The organism is Acidobacteriota bacterium (assembly GCA_029861955.1).
GTDB lineage: Bacteria > Acidobacteriota > Polarisedimenticolia > Polarisedimenticolales > Polarisedimenticolaceae > JAOTYK01.
Map to the genome: position 1 here is coordinate 46,430 of JAOTYK010000010.1, position 20,286 is coordinate 66,715.

Annotated in this window: 16 protein-coding genes and 1 riboswitch; of the genes, 5 read left to right on the plus strand and 11 right to left on the minus strand. The window is 60.8% G+C overall.

Annotated elements, in window-relative coordinates; all coding sequences use genetic code 11:
* The first annotated feature begins 32 nt into the window (after nt 1–32).
* A complete protein-coding gene (locus tag OES25_06560) occupies nt 33–1,301 on the plus strand; it encodes an O-antigen ligase family protein (protein ID MDH3627304.1) in 1,269 nt (422 codons plus the stop codon).
* On the opposite strand, the gene OES25_06565 is transcribed toward OES25_06560, so the two are convergent.
* Nucleotides 1,294–2,232: a pseudouridine synthase gene (locus tag OES25_06565; GenBank protein ID MDH3627305.1), complete on the minus strand. Its 939-nt coding sequence runs from the start codon at nt 2,230–2,232 to the stop codon at nt 1,294–1,296. The genes OES25_06560 and OES25_06565 overlap by 8 nt on opposite strands.
* 24 nt (nt 2,233–2,256) lie before the next feature.
* Between OES25_06565 and OES25_06570 the strand changes: the two genes are divergently transcribed.
* The gene (locus OES25_06570; GenBank protein ID MDH3627306.1) at nt 2,257–3,078 is read left to right on the plus strand and encodes a methyltransferase domain-containing protein; all 822 of its coding nucleotides are present in this window, start codon (nt 2,257–2,259) and stop codon (nt 3,076–3,078) included.
* 11 nt (nt 3,079–3,089) lie between these two features.
* On the opposite strand, the gene OES25_06575 is transcribed toward OES25_06570, so the two are convergent.
* The 4 genes from OES25_06575 to OES25_06590 form a co-directional block, all read right to left on the minus strand.
* A complete protein-coding gene (locus OES25_06575) occupies nt 3,090–3,899 on the minus strand; it encodes a class I SAM-dependent methyltransferase (protein MDH3627307.1) in 810 nt (269 codons plus the stop codon).
* Between the two features lie 142 nt (nt 3,900–4,041).
* Nucleotides 4,042–6,762 (minus strand): formate dehydrogenase subunit alpha, encoded by a 2,721-nt coding sequence (gene fdhF, locus OES25_06580; GenBank protein MDH3627308.1) that lies wholly within the window; start codon nt 6,760–6,762, stop codon nt 4,042–4,044.
* A complete protein-coding gene (locus OES25_06585; protein MDH3627309.1) occupies nt 6,759–8,282 on the minus strand; it encodes an NAD(P)H-dependent oxidoreductase subunit E in 1,524 nt (507 codons plus the stop codon). The genes fdhF and OES25_06585 overlap by 4 nt, the downstream gene beginning before the upstream one ends.
* A complete protein-coding gene (locus OES25_06590; GenBank protein MDH3627310.1) occupies nt 8,282–8,851 on the minus strand; it encodes a YSC84-related protein in 570 nt (189 codons plus the stop codon). The genes OES25_06585 and OES25_06590 overlap by 1 nt, the downstream gene beginning before the upstream one ends.
* A 147-nt stretch (nt 8,852–8,998) precedes the next feature.
* On the opposite strand from OES25_06590, the gene OES25_06595 reads away from it, so the two are divergent.
* Nucleotides 8,999–9,838 (plus strand): carboxypeptidase-like regulatory domain-containing protein, encoded by an 840-nt coding sequence (locus OES25_06595; protein ID MDH3627311.1) that lies wholly within the window; start codon nt 8,999–9,001, stop codon nt 9,836–9,838.
* Here the strand turns inward: OES25_06595 and OES25_06600 are convergent.
* From OES25_06600 to OES25_06610, 3 genes are all read right to left on the minus strand, one after another.
* The gene (locus tag OES25_06600; protein MDH3627312.1) at nt 9,811–11,280 is read right to left on the minus strand and encodes a 4Fe-4S binding protein; all 1,470 of its coding nucleotides are present in this window, start codon (nt 11,278–11,280) and stop codon (nt 9,811–9,813) included. The two genes, OES25_06595 and OES25_06600, sit on opposite strands and share 28 nt — an antisense overlap.
* Nucleotides 11,277–12,557: an NAD(P)/FAD-dependent oxidoreductase gene (locus tag OES25_06605; protein MDH3627313.1), complete on the minus strand. Its 1,281-nt coding sequence runs from the start codon at nt 12,555–12,557 to the stop codon at nt 11,277–11,279. The genes OES25_06600 and OES25_06605 overlap by 4 nt, the downstream gene beginning before the upstream one ends.
* 102 nt (nt 12,558–12,659) lie before the next feature.
* Nucleotides 12,660–14,588 (minus strand): TonB-dependent receptor, encoded by a 1,929-nt coding sequence (locus tag OES25_06610; protein MDH3627314.1) that lies wholly within the window; start codon nt 14,586–14,588, stop codon nt 12,660–12,662.
* Nucleotides 14,589–14,621: 33 nt separating this feature from the next.
* Nucleotides 14,622–14,851: riboswitch (cobalamin riboswitch) on the minus strand.
* On the opposite strand from OES25_06610, the gene OES25_06615 reads away from it, so the two are divergent.
* Nucleotides 14,840–16,372 (plus strand): MBOAT family protein, encoded by a 1,533-nt coding sequence (locus tag OES25_06615; GenBank protein ID MDH3627315.1) that lies wholly within the window; start codon nt 14,840–14,842, stop codon nt 16,370–16,372. (Overlaps the previous riboswitch by 12 nt.)
* Nucleotides 16,347–17,546 (plus strand): hypothetical protein, encoded by a 1,200-nt coding sequence (locus tag OES25_06620; protein ID MDH3627316.1) that lies wholly within the window; start codon nt 16,347–16,349, stop codon nt 17,544–17,546. Before OES25_06615 ends, OES25_06620 begins: the two co-directional genes overlap by 26 nt.
* Here the strand turns inward: OES25_06620 and OES25_06625 are convergent.
* From OES25_06625 to OES25_06635, 3 genes are read right to left on the minus strand one after another with little or no spacing between them, the layout of a single operon-like run.
* Nucleotides 17,533–18,402 (minus strand): DUF547 domain-containing protein, encoded by an 870-nt coding sequence (locus OES25_06625; protein MDH3627317.1) that lies wholly within the window; start codon nt 18,400–18,402, stop codon nt 17,533–17,535. The genes OES25_06620 and OES25_06625 overlap by 14 nt on opposite strands.
* The gene (arsS, locus tag OES25_06630; protein ID MDH3627318.1) at nt 18,399–19,355 is read right to left on the minus strand and encodes an arsenosugar biosynthesis radical SAM protein ArsS; all 957 of its coding nucleotides are present in this window, start codon (nt 19,353–19,355) and stop codon (nt 18,399–18,401) included. Before arsS ends, OES25_06625 begins: the two co-directional genes overlap by 4 nt.
* Nucleotides 19,355–20,224: a methyltransferase domain-containing protein gene (locus OES25_06635; protein MDH3627319.1), complete on the minus strand. Its 870-nt coding sequence runs from the start codon at nt 20,222–20,224 to the stop codon at nt 19,355–19,357. Before OES25_06635 ends, arsS begins: the two co-directional genes overlap by 1 nt.
* Between the last annotated feature and the right edge of the window lie 62 nt (nt 20,225–20,286).

Sequence of the window (20,286 nt, forward strand, 5' to 3'; positions counted from 1 at the left end):
GCTTCGCGCTAGCGCTGATGTTATTAGTTTGGATGAAGATCCCCATCTGGGCGCTGTTTCTGCCTCCGCTCGCGATCCTTTACGGATTGCTCGTTATCAAACGGCCCATGTGCGGCCTGTTCGTCGTCATCTGCGTCTTCTTCGTTCCCCTGCGTTTTGGTGCGGTGACGCTGCTTCAACTCATCGGGGTATTCACCTGTAGCCTCGTTCTGATCCGATTCCTGATCCAAAAACGAAAACTGATTCTCGGGAATATCTTCCTTCCGATCTTTTTCCTTGGAATTCTGATTGTCGTTTCGCTGACTTTCACGCAGGACACAGCGATTACGTTCAGCATGTTGAGGAAATGGGGGTTCAACTTCGTGTTCTACATGATGTTGACTAACCTCGTTACTCGATTCAGAGACCTCAAACTGGCCGTGTGGGCTGTGCTTCTCGTGGCCTCGGTCAACGCACTCGCTGGAATCTATTTTTTCTTGACGGCTTCAGGGAGTTCCTTCCGAACTTCCGGTCTGGTTGAGAACGCGAATGAGTTCGGAACCTTGGCCGCACTCGCAGTCCCGTTGGCTTTGTATCACTTTATTTATCGTAAGGATCCGGGGCGCTGGTTTCACTTCCTGCTTTGTTTTGTGCTGTTCGGCGGCGTCGTCACATCGGTAAGCCGCGGCGCTCTCATTTCTCTTGTCGTAGTTTTTGTTTTTATCGCAATCGTTGAGCGTCGCCGGATGCTTCCCATAAGTCTCGTTCTGATTTGTGCGATAGCGCTTGGACCCTTCCTTCCATCCTATTTCTACAAACGAATTGAAACTCTGGATTCAGGAATAGCAGGGACCGTCGTATTGAGGAACGAGAGCGAACTGACTGTACGCGGGCACTACAATAAGGGCCTCATCAAGATATGGCTCGCTCACCCTATGCTAGGCATTGGAATTGGAAACTTCGGACATTACTTCGTCGAAGAGGAGTTCAACACGGGCCAACGTGCCAGTAAGAAGGTCGCTGCCCACAATCTTTACCTGCAAACGCTGGCGGAGATGGGCGTCGTTGGGTTCGTGATGCTCATCTGGCTCCTCACAGTGACGATGCGAAACGCTGTGAAGGCATGGCAACGGAGCCGAGATAACCCAGAACGGTTAATCTACTACGGCGGCCTCATGATGATGGCGCTTACCGTTCTGATCGCCAGCATCTCAGGCGGAAGCATCCTGTGGGAAGACTTCTGGCTGGTTATCAGCTTGACTGCGGTCTCGCGGCAGGTCATCGAAGGTGATGCGATTGACGAAGCGATCACCATTACGTGAGATGTATCAGCGGTGACGGCGGTACACAGTGCACTCGAACAAATCCCGGCGCGGAAAGTTCGCCTCGGTCACTGACCGCGTCGAAACCCACCTCGGCCCCGTGAAGCAGGTACCCGCCCTCACCAGGTAGCGCGGGTTCAGATGCACGAGGGCAACCCCCGGCGGCATAAAGCGGATCTCCGCACAACGGGTGCCCGGCTGCAGCCAGATGGATTCGAATCTGATGAGGCCGCCCCGAAAGAATGTTGACGTCGCACAGGAATTGGCTTCCGTCTCGTCGCAACACCCGGACCCGACTCTCCGCTGACTTGCCGGTGATCAACGCGCCATGAACCGTCCCCAACGTTGGATGGGGAACCGGTCCGATCGGCGTCCGTATCACAAACTGGTCTTCCTTCGGATTTCCGCTAGCCAGCGCCCGGTACCGCTTTCGAATCGTGCGGTTCGCGAACTGCTCCGCCAGCTCCGCCCGAGATTTCTTGTCCCTCGCGCACAGCACGATCCCACTGGTCCAACGCCCCAATCGATGCATCGGAATCAAGTCCGAGTCGTAGCGCGCCAGTTGTCGAAGCAACGTCGACTCGTAGAAATCGGCACCCGGGAGTGTCGGCAGGCCAGCCGGTTTGGCCACGGCGACGACCCCGCCCCGGTCGTAGAGCACGGCGAACGACCTCGGAGCGTGAGGCTCCCTCCACGGCGGCCGGTACCAGGACAACCACTGCCCCGATCGCAACGGGTCGCCCTCCGCGACGGGCCGGTCGTCCACAACGACACGTCCCGCCCCGATGCGCGCGCTCCATTCGGCTCGGGACGAGTGGCGATACCGGTCGGCCAGGTAGTCCAGGACCGTAATCGCGTTGGCCTCCGAACCAAGCTGTTCGCGGTAAGTACAACCGCCATTCAACTCGCCGCTCTGCCTACTGCGTCCCATGAAGACGCATAGTATCCTGACGTCATGCACGATGATCGAAACCCCCAGTACGAACAGATGGCCGACGAGTCGATGGTTCGGGGTCTCCGCGGGCAGGCCGACGCGATCTGGCCTCACGAATCGCGTCTCCTTGACGAGTACGATCTTCCCGACGACCTCCAGGTTCTCGACGTAGGCTGCGGAACCGGCGAGTTCATCCGTCGATTAGGGGAACCGCGACCGGGTGGCACCTATCTCGGTATTGATCTGATCAAGCCCCACCTTGAGATCGCCCGCCAGAACTGCGTGGCGCTGGGTGATCGGGCCAGGTTCATGGTCGGCGATGCGTTCGATCTTGATCTCGAGAGCGACCGATTCGATCTCACCGTCAATCGTCACATGCTGCAATCGATCCCGACTCCGGAACGGGTCGTGTCGGAATTGATCCGTGTCACGCGTCCCGGCGGGCGGCTCCACCTGCTTGTCGAGGACTATGCGATGATCCACTTCCATCCGGTGGATGGAGATACCGATCGATTCTTCCATCAGGGTGCTATCGCGTTCGGACGAGCCACCGGTACCGACCTCCGCATCGGGCGCCGCATGTTCACGATCCTTCGCCACGCCGGCCTGACGCAAGTCGATGTCCAGTACGTAACGGTGGACACGCTTCGCACACCGAGGGAGGTGATCATTCGCGTCTGGAAGGCGTGGCGTGACGGGTACACCGACCCGATCGCAAGGGAGACGGAGTTGTCGCGCAAGGAGATCGAGGACTATTGGAGTGGGATGCTGGATTGCCTGGAGAACCCTGACGGCTACGCAGTGTGGCAAATCCCGATCATAACTGGTGTCAAACCTGGCTGACCCTATCGCCGCTATCGCTTCTTCAATAGAAGAGCGGTCTGGAATCCATACGCCTCGGGTTGAATCGCAACGACATCAAACCAACGGTTCAGTTTTTCGATGAGACTGTCTCGATCGTAGATTGTGTGGGATCGGCCGATCGTAACTTTGCTGAAGTCGACCTCGTCGAGCCGTAGTCTCGGTGCCGCCTCAACGATTCGCTTTGCGAGGTTGAAGTCCGGGTTCTTCTGGATGATGCCTAGACTGTGTTTGTCATTTATAGTAATGAAAGCGAACCCACCGGAACGTAGCACCCGCCGCAATTCAAGAAACCACGCATCGGCCAATTCGTCGATATGGGTGAACACTGAACCCGCGTAGACTAGATCAAAATACCGATCCTCGAATGGCAGATGGGGAGCCGTCGTCGTGGTACAGAAGTTAAACGGTGGACTGAGGTTCTGCTGACACCAGACAATATGTTCGGCATCGACGTCAACTCCCCAGACTTCCCCGGACTGAGCCTGATCTGCGAACCAACGGATTAACCGCCCGGATGCACAACCGAAATCCAGAACTCGTCCGTGTTCCTGCAGCTGACCTCCTACTCGGGCGAGCTGCTCGTGGATCGTTGCGACCTGTTTCTGACCCAGGGACAGGTACTCCTGCGGAGTCGCGCCGTATCCTCCCGGCCCGAGTGCGACCCACAAATGATCTGGAGGCACCGGAAGCTCGCCGTCCGCGCTACGTGAGACTTTGGGGATCGCGTAGTCGAATTCGTCCTCACGGTAAGCGAGAATCTTTGCGGGAAGATTCGGCTCGCGATTGATGATGGGCCGCATAATTCGCCGCACCTGACCCCGCACGAAACGCATGATCGATCGGCGAATAGATGGGCTGCCTTCCATACCTACCTCAAGTGCCTTGTCGAGCTAGACTCAGGGTGACAATAGCTATTAACTACTCGACTCGCATGTTTGACCGTCAGGCACCGATGGGTATAAGCGCCTCAATCCGCACCGCACAGACCTTGTACTCGCCCGTACCGGTGATGGCATCCCCGGCATCGTTGGTCAACAGGTTGGCCCGGGACTCGGCGAAGTGCATCGGCATCCACACACAGCCGGGTCGCACCTGAGGCGAAACCCAGACCCGCGCCTCGACGGCACCACGCCGCGAGATAATGCGGACCATGTCCTCGTTACGGACACCGAGACGGCGCGCATCACGCCGGTGCACCTCGATGAAGTTACTCCCCTGCTTGAGCACGGGTCCCGACTCACGCCGGGTCTGTGTCGCGGCGTTGTAGTGATAGAGCGTACGTCCCGTGGACAGGACCAGCGGATACTCGTTGTCCGGTAGTTCATCGCTGGGCCGATAGCTGACCGACTGAAACTTCGCCTTGCCGATCAGCGGCCCGCCTTCGTGGAGTGTGGGAGTCCCCTCGTGGTCTTCGTCGGGACAGGGCCACTGTAGGCCGAAGGGTCGCTCGTCCAGGCGTGCGTGGGAGATCCCGCCGAACTTCTCGGTCAACGAGGCCATCTCGGCGTAGATCTCGTCGGGACCGGCGTAGTCCGGCATGGGATACCCCGAAGCACGGGCCATGTCGCAGAGGATGCGCCAATCCTCCCGCGCCTCACCGGGTGGATCGACCGCCTTGCGAACCCGCTGGACCCGTCGATCGCTATTGGTGAAGACGCCGTCCTTCTCGGCAAAACAACTTGCAGGGAAGACCACATCCGCGAATTCCGTCGTCAGATTGTGGAAGATCTCCTGACAGACGAGGAACTCACACTGGTTCAGCCCAAGCTCGACCTGCGAGACGTTGGGCTCCGAGATGACGATATCCTCGCCCATGACGAACAGACCCTTGACGTTGCCCTGGGCCATCTCCTTCATCATCACGTTGAGGTTCATCCCGTCGTCGGGTGACAATGGAACATCCCACGCCGTCTCGTAACGCTCGCGAACCTCTGGGTCCGTGACCTTCTCGTATCCCGGGAGGAACGTTGGGGTCGCCCCGGCATCGTTGGCGCCCTGAACGTTGTTCTGCCCGCGTAGTGGGTTCATACCAGCAGACTTGACGCCCAGATGGCCGGTCATCAGCACGAGGTTGGCCAGCGCGTAGACGTTGTCCGTACCGTGGGTGTGTTCGGTGATCCCAAGGGTGTAATAGATCCCGGCCTTCCGCGTGGTCGCATACAGACGGGCCGTCTCGCGGATATCCTCGGCAGGGACGCCGGTCACCACCTCAGCCTCTTCCGGCGGATAGCCGAGCACCGTCTGACGAACGGCCTCCCAGCCTTCGCAATGCTCCGCGATGAAGCGCCTGTCGAAGAGCTCCTCGGTAACAATCACGTTGGCAATCGCGTTGAGCAACCAGACATCGGTTCCGGGCTGAAGCTGCAGATGCTTCTCCGCAATGCCGGTCATCCAGATAGCTCGTGGATCCGCCACGATCAGTCGCGACCCACGTTGCACGGCGCGCTTCATCTCCATCGCGATGATGGGGTGGGCCTCGGAGGTGTTGGACCCGATCACGAACATCATCTCGGTGTCACGGATCTCCTCGATCGAGTTGGTCATCGCCCCCGCCCCGAACATGGTCACCAGCCCGGCGACCGTCGGAGCGTGTCACGTGGCGGCACACTGATGCACGTTGTTGGTGCCGAACGCGGCACGAGACAACTTCTGCATCAGGTAGTTTTCCTCACCGGTGCAACGACTGGAAGAAACGAAGCCCAGCGCGTCCGCACCGTGACGCCGCTTGACCTCCAGCATGCCCTCGGCCGCACGGGCGATGGCCTCGTCCCAGCCGGCAGGATGCAGCTCGCCGTCGTCCCCGCGGATCAGGGGCGTCTTCAGCCGGTCCTCGTGATGGATGAAGTCGTAGGCGAAGCGACCCTTGACGCAGAGGTTGCCATCGTTGACCGTCTCCCCCGGGGGTGGACTGGTCACCTTGGCCACACGCCCGTCACTGACGTGAAGGTCTACCTGGCAACCGACACCGCAGAAATTGCAGGTACTGCGGACGGTCTTCGCATCGGCCGCCAACGGATGGGGCGCCTTCTTTTCGATCAGCGCGCCGGTCGGACAGGTGTCGATGCAACCGCCACAGAGTTCGCAGCTGGTATCCAACAGACCCTTGTCGGCGAACGTCGCGATGGTGGTCTCGGATCCACGCTCGGCCAGGGTGATGGCGTTGACCGCCTCGACCTCATCGCAATAGCGAGTGCAGCGGGCGCAGAGGATACAGAGTTCGGGATCGAATGCGATGTACGGGTTAACGTCGTCCGGGCGCCCCACGCGCGGTGCGTCGACCGCCTCCAGCACAAGGGGCGGAGTCTCCTGGGCCAGGCGACGCAGCTGGTTGTCGTTCCCGGTCTGGATGGGTAGGCCATCGTCGTCCAGCTTGTGGTCTGCCAGATAGAGTCCGTAGAGCACCCGGCGATGGCGTTCGATTCGCTCCGACTCGGTGACGACCTTCATGTTCGGCTCGACCCGCCACGCGCAGCCGGGTTGAAGGCGACGCTGCCCTTCCACCTCCACCAGGCAGACGCGGCACGCGCCCGCCGGCTCCAGCCGTGTGTCGTCACAGAGTGTGGGGATCGTCACGCCGGCGCGCGTCGCCGCCTGCAACACTGTCTCGCCGGCCCTGGCCTCGCAAGGCCTACCGTCGATCTCGATATCGAACCTATCGCTCAATTTCGGCTCCGGTTCTGAAACGCCTCGGGGAAATGCTCGCGGGCGGACTCCAACGGTTTGGCGGCGACCATCCCCAGCCCGCAGATCGAACCCTCTTCCATCTCCCAGCCGACGTCGGCTGCGTGTTGCAACGTTCGAAGGTCTCCCGCATCGATATAGCGATCCACCTGCCTCCGAATATACCGCGTACCGATCCGGCATGGGGCACATTGCCCGCAACTCTCTCGTTCGAAGAACTCCAGCTGCCACGCCACGGCCTGCACCATATCGACGGTGTCGTTCAGGACGACAACACCGGCGCTTCCCAGCATTGACCCGGCCTTTGCCAGGTTCCCGTAGTCCAGCGGCAGGTTCCGTTGGCTCATCGGCAGGAAGCCGGACGACGCACCACCGGGGCTGAACGCCATCGGCGTCCCGTCATAACCGCCGGCGGCCTCGACCAGAGCGTCGAGGGTCACGCCCAGCGGCAGCTCGTAGACACCGGGTCGTTGGACGTGCCCGGAGAGGCAGTAGAGTTTTGTTCCGGGCTCGTCGCAACCCAGCTCGCGGAACCACTTGCCACCACGACGGACGATCGCAGGCACACAGGCCGCCGTCTCGACGTTGTGCATCAATGTCGGCTTGCCACGAAACCCATGTTCGGTCGGGAACGGCGGCTTGAGGCGTGGCATCCCGCGACGCCCTTCCATCGACTCCAGCAACGCCGTCTCTTCTCCGCAGATGTAGGCACCATGACCGGTGGCCACGTGCACATCGAACTGCGCGAGTGCGTCGCCTGCCTCCTCGATGGCCCGCGCAAGAACACGGCGCTCCTCGGTGAACTCGCCGCGGATGTAGATCCAGATCTCCCGCGCGGCCACCGTCGCTGCCGCGATCGCCAGACCCTCGAGCATGGCGTGGGGACGACGCAGAATGACCTCGCGGTCCTTGAACGTCCCGGGCTCACCCTCGTCGGCATTGCAGACGACGTAGCGCTCGGTCTCCCGTTGAGACCGGACACCCCGCCACTTGATGTGTGCCGGGAAACCCGCACCCCCTCGTCCCTGAAGACCGGAGGCCTCGAGCTCTTCCAGAATTCGATCGGGAGCGAGCTCGCGGGCACGCGCGAGGGCGGCGTAGCTGGCGTCGTCCTCGCCGGCGAGATTCATAGGCAACCCGTCATCCGCGGGCGTCACTCCGCGGGGCCGCTCGTCGCGGGTCAGTAACTCCAGGTCCTCGTCCAACGCCGCAGGCGCACGGTCACACTGTCCCAGACAGCTGACCCTCTCGCACTCCTTGCCTGCCTGCTCCAGATCGTTCGCCAGCGCATCGCCCCCCAGCATCTGACAGGTCAGGCCATCACAGACACGAACACGCCGACCCGGTCGTCGGATCAGCGAGTAGAACAGGCCGGCGCCCCAGATGTCGGCCTCCGGTACGCCCGTCTGTTCGGCCACACGTCGGACCGACGCCTCGGTGACACCACCCTCTTCTTCGAGCAGGCCGAGGACTCGCTCTCGTTGTGCGCCCCGCTTGAGCATCAGTTGAGTTTCTTGTGCTTCCAGAATTTGGTGCCGGTGACATCGGCATTGGCCATCAGACCCTTGTCGGTGATCTGGAACAGCGCGATGCCGTTGTGGAACGAGCTGGAGGCGGAAACACCTTCCTTGCCCGCAGCGGCGGTACCCTGAGCGTCGGCCTGCCAGCCCTTGTTGACGAAGCGATCGAACGCCTCCTTGGTCTCCATCATGACGACCAGCTGGTACTTCTGTCCGCCCAACCCCAGGCCCACGCCACCGGTTCCCATCTTCATGTAGGTCTTGCTGCCGGCCGCCTTGTCCACCGCCACACCGGTCCCGCCGCCACCCGAAACACCGAGGGCGAACTTCCAGTTGTCGAAGACGGCGTAACCGTAAGCGTTCTCGTAGAGCGAGTTGGCATTGGAGCTATCGGCGAGAAGACCGTGAAGCGCCTCCGTGGCGATCGTGCTGATCTTCGCTCGCTTCTCGTCCTGACGTCCCGACGTCTCCTCGTCGGCGAAGAATGAGGTGAGCGGCGCTGCCAGAGCGACGATGAGCAGAGCGGCTAGAAATCCGAAACGACTCTTCATGGGGGTCTCCTCGATTCTTTATAGATGATCGAGTGATGAGTCTATCCCGCCCCCCGGCGACCGTCCATAGCATCGGGTCATGGAAGCTTCCCAGGCTATCCTACTGGAATCGTAAGATGGGATAGAGTGCGATCCAGGAGGATCGTGGTGAGTCTGCGGACGTTCTTGATCGTCGCTCTGTTTCCATGGGTGGTTGTGGCAGCCGACCGTGTCGAGGGACAGGTCGTCGATGCCACAAGCGATCGAGGCATCGCCTACGCACGGGTCGGCCTGTCCGATCATGAATTGGGAACGGTCAGCGACGACGAGGGGCGGTTCCGACTGGCGTTGCCGCCGTTGGATCTACCGGCCGATACGACGATCCTGATCGGAGCCCCGGGATACACGCTGCAGCGCGTGACGCTGGGCGACTTGCTGGAATCGAGTCGCATCGCACTCGTTCCGCAGGAGAGAGCCTACCAGGAGCAGGTCAGTGTCTCGGCCGCAGGCACCGGTAAGCCGGCCATCGTCGGCAAGGCGCTGAAGCCGGCGGGGTACAAGGTCGGGTTTGCGAGCGGCCAACTCGGAAGCGAGGTCGGCGCACGGATCCCGATCAAGCGGAAGAGCTTCATCAAGAGCGCCCACTTCGTCATCGCCCGGACCGGTGGGGAACGATTCGTCTATCGTGTGAATCTTTACGACTATCGCGACGGCAAAGTCGGTGAAATGCGGTTGACGGAGAGCGTCCTCGTCGATGCCCCGCAGGTCATCGGAACGATCGACGTCGATCTGAGTCGTCACGCCGTCATCGCAGAGCATGATCTGCTGCTCACGCTCGAATGGGTCAGCGACGACGCCGGTAACGAGGTGCCCCCCTTGATGTTTCGCGCCAAGCGGACATCGAAGAATGCGATGCGACACAAGCGTCGGAGTCACGGTCAATTCGACAAGGTACCGATCGTCAAGCTGACGCCGGGCTTCTACTTGACGGTGTTCTCGCTGGACTGATCGGAAGACTGCCAACTTCGGTAGTCGTAGATCCTGGGATCGTTGAAGGCATCACGGAAAGTGCCGAGCGCACTCTCCGCCCCGTCGAACCGATCGCCCGGCAGGCCGTTTTCCAGTTTGAGCACGCCCCGCGGGCAGACGGCCGCGCAGACACCACAACCGACACACGACGCGCGCACGATGTTCTCGGACTTCTGGGCGTACGCCCGCACATCGATCCCCATCTCGCAGTAGGTCGAACAGTTGCCACACGAGATGCACTGCCCGCCATTGGTCGTGATCCGAAACCGGGAGAAGATCCGCTGCCAGATACCCAGGATCGCCGCCTGCGGGCAACCGAAGCGACACCAGATCCGGCTACCCAGGACAGGGTAGAAACCGACACCGATCACGCCGGAAAAGATCGCCCCGATGTAGAACCCGTACCACTTGCGCAGCGAACCGCTCCACGTTCCGTAGAGGTTGCCGTTCATCCGGTGATCGATCCACAGCGACGCGGTCACAAAGACAACGATCAGGAGCACGGTGTGGATCATCCAGCGCTCGATCTTCCACGCACCCGTCGACTTGTCGGACTGCTGTCGCCAGGGGTCGCCGAGTGTCTCGGCCAATCCGCCGCAACCACAGACCCAGCTGCAATACCAGCGCTTGCCGAACAGATAGGTCAGGAGCGGTGTCGCGACGAACATTCCGATGGCCCAGACGAAGAGCAAGACGCCAATCACACCGGCACCGCCGAGATACTCGCCGAGAACCTTCTCAGGCCACAGGTAGTCCTGCTTGAGTGGCCAGATGCCGTTGAATTCCATGTAGGGTTTGCTGAAGAAGATCAACAGGTTCGGCAGCATCCAGGCGAAGACGAACTGGAAGAACATCACACTGGCGGTGCGCAGCTGTTGGTACCGATTGCCCCGGTACTTCATGAACATGCGGACGCCGAACACCAGGATCGCGGAGGTATAGAGGACGCCGTAGAGGAACCAGCGGCTCGACCCTCCGCCCTGGGTCAACATCGCGAGTGGGTCCAGCAGTTGGATCGGGCGATCCAGAAGCGCCGGCATGCCCATCTTCTGAAGATCGTCGTAGAAATAGAGGACGATGTAGAACCCGGTGATGAAGATCCCCAGTGACCAGCCAAGCAGCCCACGGGACTGCACGCCGCTGAAGAAGACTCCGTCGTGCTTGATTCCGGGTTCGGTATCGCGGAGATCCAACCAGAACCAGAGCACCGTCCCCAGTGTGATGAGGCCGAAGGTCGCGCCGATGGCCGACCAGCCTCCACCCAGTTGCAGGCCGGCGATGTAGAGGACAAAACCAAGCGCCCCCAGTGCGATCACCGCGGCGGCGGCACGCTGCGCCGGTCGCAAGGGAGGCGCTGGCCGTTTCGGTGGCTCGCCGAATCCGCCGGCCTCCTCGTCGAACAGGATCGGAAACTCGCTCATGACAGTTGCTCACGGAATACACGGGCGATGGTGGGCTCCTGCCGACGATGAAACTCTTGATCGAAGGCCAACTGCGAGAGGCTACCGATGACCTCATCGACACTTCGTTTCTGACGGATCCAGCTCTCCGCAACCTCGTGACGCCAGCGAATGCCCATCGACTGCAGTCCGATGACCGTCCCGTCGACGTGGACGATGCGTGCCGCCTGTCGGCCGTCACTCTCCTGCCAGTAGAGGTTCTGTTCGCCCGAAATCTGAAAGTTGACCTGCCCATAGGTCTGGTACTCGAGGTCGAAAAATTTCGCAGAGTTGAACCAGATTCCCGGATCGTAGTTTCGCGGGCCGTCCGGTGCGTCGGCGATGTTCTCGCCGGCGACGACGCCCTGCATCTTGCCGGTGTACCAGACCTGCTGGATCAGGTTTCGGGCATCCCCCTCCTTGACGATCTCCGCGCAGTCCCCTGCGGCCCACACGTCCTTTACGGACGTTTGTAGCGTCCGGTCGACCTGCACTCCGCGGCCCGTGGGGATCCCCGACTCCTGCGCCACGCCAACGTTGGGAGAGACGCCGGCCGTCAGCCCGACGATCTGGCACTCCAGTCGACGCCCGTCGCCGGTCACGACGGCCGAGCAACGACCCTTCCCATCATCTTCGATCGAGTCAAGCTGTGTTTCGAGTTCGAGCCCGATGCCGTGGTGACGGATCAACCGATTGATGAGTCCGGACTCTTCGGAATTGAGGACGTTGTCCCAGTAGGACTGCTCGCGCACGAGAAACGTCACATCGATGTGACGGGATCGCAGCATCTCCGCCAACTCGATGCCGATCAGGCCACCACCGACGATGACGGCATGTCGCGTGTCGGCCGTCGTGCGATAGAGATTCTTGAGATCGTTCAGTCCATAGAGACCCTGCACACCGTCGAGGTCCTGACCGGGCCAGCCGAACTTGTTGGACTTCGCCCCGGTCGCGATCAGTAGACGATCCCACGGGACCGACGACCCATCGTGGCACTCAAGACGTCGATTATCGGTGTCGATGCGGGTGACCCAGGCGCGGACTCGATCAATCCGGCGTTCGTCCCAGAACGAGTCGGGGAACGGTTTCGTCTCCTGGTACCGCATGTGACCCATGAAGATGTACATCAGGGCCGGACGCGACCAGTGGTAGCTCGATTCGCCGGAGACGAGACTGATCTTCCACTCGGGCTGAAGCTCGCGAATACGAAGCGCCGCGCTGACTCCCGCTACTCCGTTTCCGAGAATCGCGACGTGCACGGTGTCCGTCCCCCTTCATTGGCAAGGGTGTCATTCTAACGGACCAACTGACCCGCTATTAGGGAGACAATCGTATTTGTCCGATTATTCCCGACGTGAACCCTATCGCCCGCTGCGAAAGCGTAAGCCAACGAAGGCACCCAACTCGGGTGTCGCGAAGCCGATCACGTCCTCGTACTCCTCGTCCAATGCGTTCTCGATCCTGGCGAACAACTCGTAGTTGTCGTGGAACTGGTAGCGTCCGGTGATATCGAGCAAGACGTACGAGTCCAGCGGCACTCTTTCGGGCGGGGCGGGAAACGGCGGGAAAAAGATGTCGCGCTGGGTGTCAACAAATGACGCATTGATGGCGACGTCGAACGGCAACCGGGAAGGGTTGTAGTGCAATTGCAGATTTCCGGAATGGCGGGGTCGGCGAAGCTCGATCGCCTCGCCACCGAGTCCGTTCGGCTCGCGTGCGTCCGTATAGGTGTAGGTCGTGGCCAGCTGAACAGGCGGAGACAACTGCGCGATCACCGACACCTCGACACCTTGCCGATCGCTGTCGCCGTCCTCGTTGACCGCCGTAAACGCACCTGCTGTCGCGTCGAAGAAGAATCCGTTGATCTCGTTGGTGACGCGTTCCCGGAAGTAGGTTGCCCCCACCCGGTATCGCTTGCCTAGACGGCGATCTACACCGACATCCCAGCCACTGGACTCTTCCGGTTGCAGGTTCGGGTTTCCAATAAACGTGTCGGCGAAGAACCCGAATCGATCCCCGAAGGTCGGAGGCTTGTGTCCCGTCCCTGCAGAGACGTGTAGACGTGTTGCCCCATCGTGCCAGCGCCGCGCGAAGCTGGTTCTAAACGTCGTGGCGTCGTCGAAGTCGCTATGACGATCGTGACGGACGCTGGCGGCCAAATCCCATTGGTCTTGTCCGAGGTGGTATTCGATCACCCCACCGTCCGCGTCGAGTTTCTGACTCTGATTCGGGTCGCCAAAGAACGACGCTATCCCCCGCTGCTCGAATTCTCGACTCTCGTGATCGACGGCGAACGTCAAACGCTGATTCAGGGTGCCTGGCAACGCCACGGTGGATTGCCATGAGACGAAGTTCTTGTCGACAGCGGTTGAACTGTCGAAGGAAGCATCAACGACGGTCTCCGTGTCACTGCTGACCCGAGACACGTTCAGCTCGTGGCGCCAGGAACTGTCGTCCCGGGTCCAGGCACCGCGCGCATTCAAGATTGACAACGATGTTTCCGTGCGACGATCGGCATCGGTCGGCAACCCGGTGACAACGAAATCGACTCCGTCGAATTCCGACTCCGTATCGATGAATCGTCCACCCAGTTCCAGCACGAACGGACTGGACTCGGGTGCAAAACGATATCGTGCATGGGCCAGACCACTGCTGGAGCCGTCGTCCTCATTCCCCGTGCGGGACACGTTGGTCCCGTCCATGTCATGAAACGAGCCGCTGAAGGTCGCCCGGTGCGCGCCGTCTCCCAGTCCGATCTGGCCGGCACCACGCAACAGACCGAAGCTTCCGGTCTCGAACTGCAAGGCGCGCCCTGCCGCCGCGCCGGGATCGCGGGTGACCAGGTTGATCACGCCCGCCGCGGCATCGCCGCCCCACAGACCGCTCTGCGGCCCCCGAAGAACCTCGACCCGATCCAGGTCGAAGACCGTCAGTAATTCGAGGGGGACTTCATCCCCTGCGAACGCATCGCTGATCGACACGCCGTCGATCGATAGCAGGACATGGTTGGCCTCACCGCCTCGCACGCGAATCTGCGTCAGCGAACCACCGTTCCCCGCGCGGCTGATGGCGACTCCGGGAACGGCTCGCAGGAGATCACCCACGAATATGGACTGGCGTCGTTCGATCTCTTCGCGATCGATCACGGTCACCGAGCTACCGGTCTCCTCGACGAGCACCGGAGTCCGTGACGCCGTCACGGTGACGGTCTCCGTGTAGACCTCGTCGGGCTCTGCCGCCACGACACCAAGACATAGAAACAGAAAAACGAGACAGCGGTTCTGTAGCATTTTTCGACCTCCGCATTCCACCCGAATGCACCGGACATGAACAGATGTGAAGGCCGGTCTACGGACTTACGAGACGGACCGTCAGGCCCGCGGGTGATCGCCTTCCCGCGCTACGAACACGCAGTGGCTGTCAGATCACCCTTCCTCGCCTACCGTTGCGGGGGCAGTGTCGGCATTGCGTCCCATTAAAGAGACAACGCACCGTCTTCCCGATTATCCCCTTCGCCGGACGGCGTCGGGGCACCTACACGATGGACCCGCTCACCGTAGCCGTGTTCGCGGAGATCTGTCAAGCGTTCAAGATTCCATGCAACCAAACACCGCGGCGCGCCGTTCTAGACTATGGCGGAGACGAACCCGGGGGCAGCGACTTGATCTTCAATACGCCTGTTTTCTTCTACTTTTTCCTTCTGTTCGTCACGCTCTATGGACTGGTCCTCGCCAGCCGACGTCATCGCGTCTTCCTGATCGTCCTCGCCAGCCTCGTGTTCTACGGGGCCTGGAACTACCGATTCATTCCCCTGTTGATCGGTAGCGGCGTCGCGGACTACCTGATCGCGCAGCGGATCGGCGCCTCCTCCGATCAGCGCACACGACGACGTTGGTTAACGCTTTCGCTCGTGATAAACCTCGGGATCCTCGGTCTCTTCAAGTACGCCGATTTCGTCCTGACGTCGGTGGCGGATTTCATCGCGCTGTTCGGCGCAGAGGTCAGTCTGCCGACGCTCGCCTGGGTCCTACCGGTGGGCATCTCGTTCTACACATTCCAGAGTCTCAGTTACACGATCGATGTCTATCGCCGAGACATGGAGCCCAGAAAGGGACTCGTGGAGTTCCTCGCAGCGCTATCGTTCTTTCCGCAGCTCGTCGCCGGTCCGATTCTTAGAGCGCGACAGATCCTCCCGCAGATGCACGCGTTGCCGGTGCCGACCTGGGACAACATCAAACATGGCTGTCTCCTGATCACGGCCGGCGTGTTCAAGAAGACCGTCGCGGACCTACTTGCCGTTCCCGCCGAGAGGATCTTCGATTCCGCCAACCCGGCCAGCCTGCTCGAGACCTGGACCGGAATCCTGGCGTTTGCGGGTCAGATCTATGGAGACTTCGCGGGTTACACCGATATGGCGATCGGCCTGGCGTTGCTCCTTGGGTTCAAGATTCCGTTGAACTTCCGACTACCCTACTTTGCCGTTTCGCCGGTCGACTTCTGGCGTCGTTGGCACATCTCGCTCTCGACGTGGCTTCGCGATTACCTCTACATCTCGCTTGGCGGGAATCGAAACAAACGGCGCCTCCGGAATGTGATGATCACGATGCTCCTGGGCGGGCTCTGGCACGGTGCGGCCTGGACATTCGTCGTCTGGGGCGCGTATCACGGTGTTCTGATCGTCGTGACCCACGCAATCTCGAAGGTCCGGGCCTTTGCGGCATTCGGTGCGGATAGTTCCCGCGGGTTGCGACTGTTCAAGTGGGCCGTGACGTTCCATCTCGTACTTGTGGGTTGGGTTCTGTTCCGCGCCGGGGGGATCGCCGACGCCGGTGAGATCGTCGCCCGCATGCATGGTCTCCGCGTGCTTCCCGCTGCCGGGGCACAAGCCGGGTTGATCTTCGGGTTGGTCGTCGGCCTCCTGCTATTCATGCATCTGATGGACCTCTGCGTCATCCGCGGGGGTGAGTGGCTCAAGCGTCACGCGTGGTTTATGTGGATCTTGCTGATCCTGTTCCAGGCGATCTGCCTACTGGCCGGAGAACCGAGTAATGACTTCATCTACTTCCAGTTCTAGACGACCTTTCGTCCTTGCGCTCCTGACCATTGTCATCGGGATGGGAATCAGTCTCGGCATCGTCCGCGCGTTTACGTACTTCGCCGGTGCAACGACGTCGTCGATTCTGTCGCGGGTAACCGAGGCTCGAGCCGCGCTACCGCGAATCGTTCAGGAACCACAGGATCTCGTCATCTCTTTCGGTTCATCGATGACCGAGGCCGCATTCGGCGCTCGTCAGTTCGATCGCGAGATGGCCGAGCGCGGAGTCGATGTCAAGTCATTCAACTTTGGTTTCGGAGGGTTGAACCCGTTCTTTCAGGACTACCTATCGAGACGCATTCGTGACGAGTTCGTCACCAACGACCGGCGATTGAAGCTGGCGCTAATCGAGTTCACGCCGTTGCAAAACACGAAGGCCCGCTACCGTGGCGCCGAGGGCTCAATCGAGTCGTTCATCACGATGCTGGCCAGCGATGAAGAGATCCGGGAGCTGTTCTGGCAAGACATCGAACGTGGGATCCGAATCGCCAACATCCGCTACCTACGGGACAATATCTCCGCAGAAATGATCACCTCGGAGCTGGGAGACCAGTGGTTTGGTAGCGAGCGGCCTGATAGCGGTGTCGAGGGTGATGCGGAGGCGGAGGCCCGCGTTCAGGAGATCGCTGACATCGTGAACGCACGATTTGAGGAAGACTATCCGGACTACGTGAACAGCGACTGGAGCTACGAATGGCAGGGGGCCGGGACGATCCCGGAAGAGCGATCAGAAGACACGCTCAGACTATTCCGTGAGCTTTACGAAGCATTACGGACGGAAAAGCACATGAGCGACGATCGTCTCTGGCGCATCCAATGCTGCGACATCGAGGTTCTCGACTTCGAGGAGGAGTTGATCGCGGGGTTCATCCGGACGGTCAACAACTTCAAAGAGTTCTCCGATCACGTCGAGATCATCCTACTTCCACGCAATCACGACTGGATCGGTCGACCGCCCGAGGCGGAAGAGCGACTACGCTACGTTCTCGAGCGAGTCGCGCGAGAAACCGGGGTCACGATCCACAGCTTCGAGGACGCGCCGGAGATCACCCCCGACATGTATAGCGACACCACCCATCTCAGTCGCTACAACGGGGACGTGGCTTACACGAACCTACTGGTCGAGCGGTACGCGCCCGTTATGGCGCGGTAGCGGGTTTGCGGTTGAGATCCCACTCGTACGGGATCCGCCGGAGATCGATTGAGCGACCGGCCTCCAGGGCCTCGTTCAGCGGGGACGAGTAGCCCGCCATGTAGGCGATAGCCGACTCGGCGACCTGTTCGAAGTCTGAGAGGTACCAATCGTAGAGTTCCGTGAATCGAACCACCCCGGTCTCGGCATCGAAATGGAACCACCGTTCGTCCCCGTGGACCCGGCGGGTCTGATCCTCTAGCTGCTCCTCGAGCCGGACTCCGACGTACGCCTCGGTGCGTAGCGGCGGACAGCTGTACGCCGCACAGACCAACGCGAAGTGGATTCTCGGCTCGGCAAATCGAGGTCGAATCTGCTCGTGTTCGATCTGATTGAGACTCCAGGTCTGACCGCCCAGCTCCCAACGGACCGCGTCCCAGCGTTCCGCGTCGGGAATGTCACGGATCGACTTCAATCCGCCGTCGCCGTCATGGTCAAGAATGAGTCGGATGGTGAACGCGTTGTACGCGTTGATCAGGAGGGCCAGCCGCTCACTGCGACCGAGGGCCGCAAGATCGACCTCCGCCAGCGAAGCGAGGTAACGGTCCAGCGCCGTCGGATCGTCCGACCAGCTCCGGTAGTCGACCCCGCCGTGTTCGGTGACGTGTTGTCGGAGGAGACCGTCCCAGATCGTGTGGTCGAGGGTCGGACCGTCTCCCCGCTCCGCGAACGACTCGGTCATCTGAACGCGCGGCGGTCCGAACAGGCGAACGACGAGCTGACGCAGCGGCTCGCGGGCGAGGAAACCAGTCAAGGTCCCGGCGACAATGGCGACCAGGACGATCGTGGCACAGTGGCCGCGAACGGAAAGGCTCAACTCAGCGCTCCACCGCAACTCGAGCCCGCGCCGGCGGTACAACCGAAGCAGTGGTCCGCGGTTCGAATCGAACGACCCTCGAACACCCTGAGATCCGTCACATCGTAGATCGTTCGCTCGCCACCCGGGACCTGCATCTCGAGCGCCTGGTTGAAGTCGCAGTCGAATAGACGACCCTGGTGATCCACGCTGATGATGTTGCGACACATGAGCCCATCCAGATTCTTCGAATTGAAACTCTGCACCAGCAACGACATGTACTCCTCGTGCCTGCCGCTCTGCGTCAGATCGTACGCGAATCGTTTGATCGGCATGTTCGTGATCGTCAGAAGCGAGTCGAACTCGATCCCGAAATGCTCGCGGAGTTCATCCCGGTATCGATTCTCGAGTTTGGCCTGGGACGGGGGTAAGGACGGCCCGACCGGGTTGTAGACCAGATCGAGGGGCAGCCGACCGGTTCCATACCCCAGCCGGTTGAGTTGCTGTAACGCCTCGATGCTGGCAGCGAATACGCCACGCCCTCGCTGTCGCTCGAGATTCTCGGCGGTGTAGCACGGCAGCGACGCCACGATCTCTACCTCGTGAGCCGCCAGGAACTCCGCTGTATCCGAGTGCCCGTCCTCGTGGAGAACCGTGAGGTTGCAACGATCCATGACCCGGCGACCACGGCGTCGCGCCTCCTCCACGACCCAGCGGAACTCCGGATGAAGCTCGGGCGCCCCGCCGGTGATGTCGAGGAGGTCGATCTGTGGGTTGAGATCTAGAAGTTCGACGATTCGTTCGCAGCCTTGACGATCCATCTGCTCTTTCCGCAGAGGACCGGACTCGACATGACAGTGGAGACAGGCAAGGTTGCAGCGCAGGCCAATGTTCAACTGTAACGTCGTCACGGCAGATCGCCGCGGCATCGTCAGACCGCTGCCGACGAGATGATCATCGAACGCCGATGCCATCAGCAGCAGCCCGAAGACGTTTCGTTTCCTGGTTTGACCGCCGTAAAGGTCACGGAACGGAACTCGATCCCTTCCACGACGGCGAACGGGTCTCCCTCTGCGCGGTCGAGCTCGATGCTGCGAAACCCGACCCGTTCGAGTTGGCGAATCAACTCGGGCTCGTGAAACGCACCGGAGACACATCCGCTCCAGAGTTCCGGATCCGCTCGCAGCTCGTCGGGGACGATACGGTCGCTAACGATGTCCGAGATCGCGATCCGGCCGCCGGGTTTGACGACCCGAAATATCCCTTCGATCAACTGTGGTTTGAGCGCCTGATGGACGAGATTCAGAACGCAGTTGGAAACGACGATATCGACACTGTGGTCCTTCACCATCGGCTCGCCACGACGCAGACGATCCTTCTCTTCCTCGAATCGCGGGAGATCGCTTGCTGACTGGATCGGGTGTCGTGCTAGCCATGTATCGAGTTTGTCATGATCCAGCGCAAGATCTTCAATCTGCCCACGCAGAAAGGTTACGTTTGCGTGGCCAACACGTTCGGCGACCTCCGTCGTCGACCGTCGCGCCAACGCAAGCATCTCGTCGTTGGTGTCGACTCCCAGAACCGCGCCCTCGGGCCCCACCAACTGAGACGCGATGAAGCAGATCTTGCCGCCGCCGCTTCCAAGATCGAGAACCGTCTCCCCTTTGCGGATGAAACGTGACGGATCTCCACAACCGTAGTCACGATCGATCACTTCCTGCGGGATAGCCTCCAGATGCCGTGGGTCGTAGGAGACGGCACAGCAGAGGGCCGACTCGCGTTCCTTCGCGGCGGCGCCGTAGCGGTCGCGGACGGCGCGGTCGGTGGCAGATGGCTTAGTCATCGAGGGTCACTCCTGAGATGGGTTCTCAGACTACAACGAGTGGCACCGGCATGACTATTCCC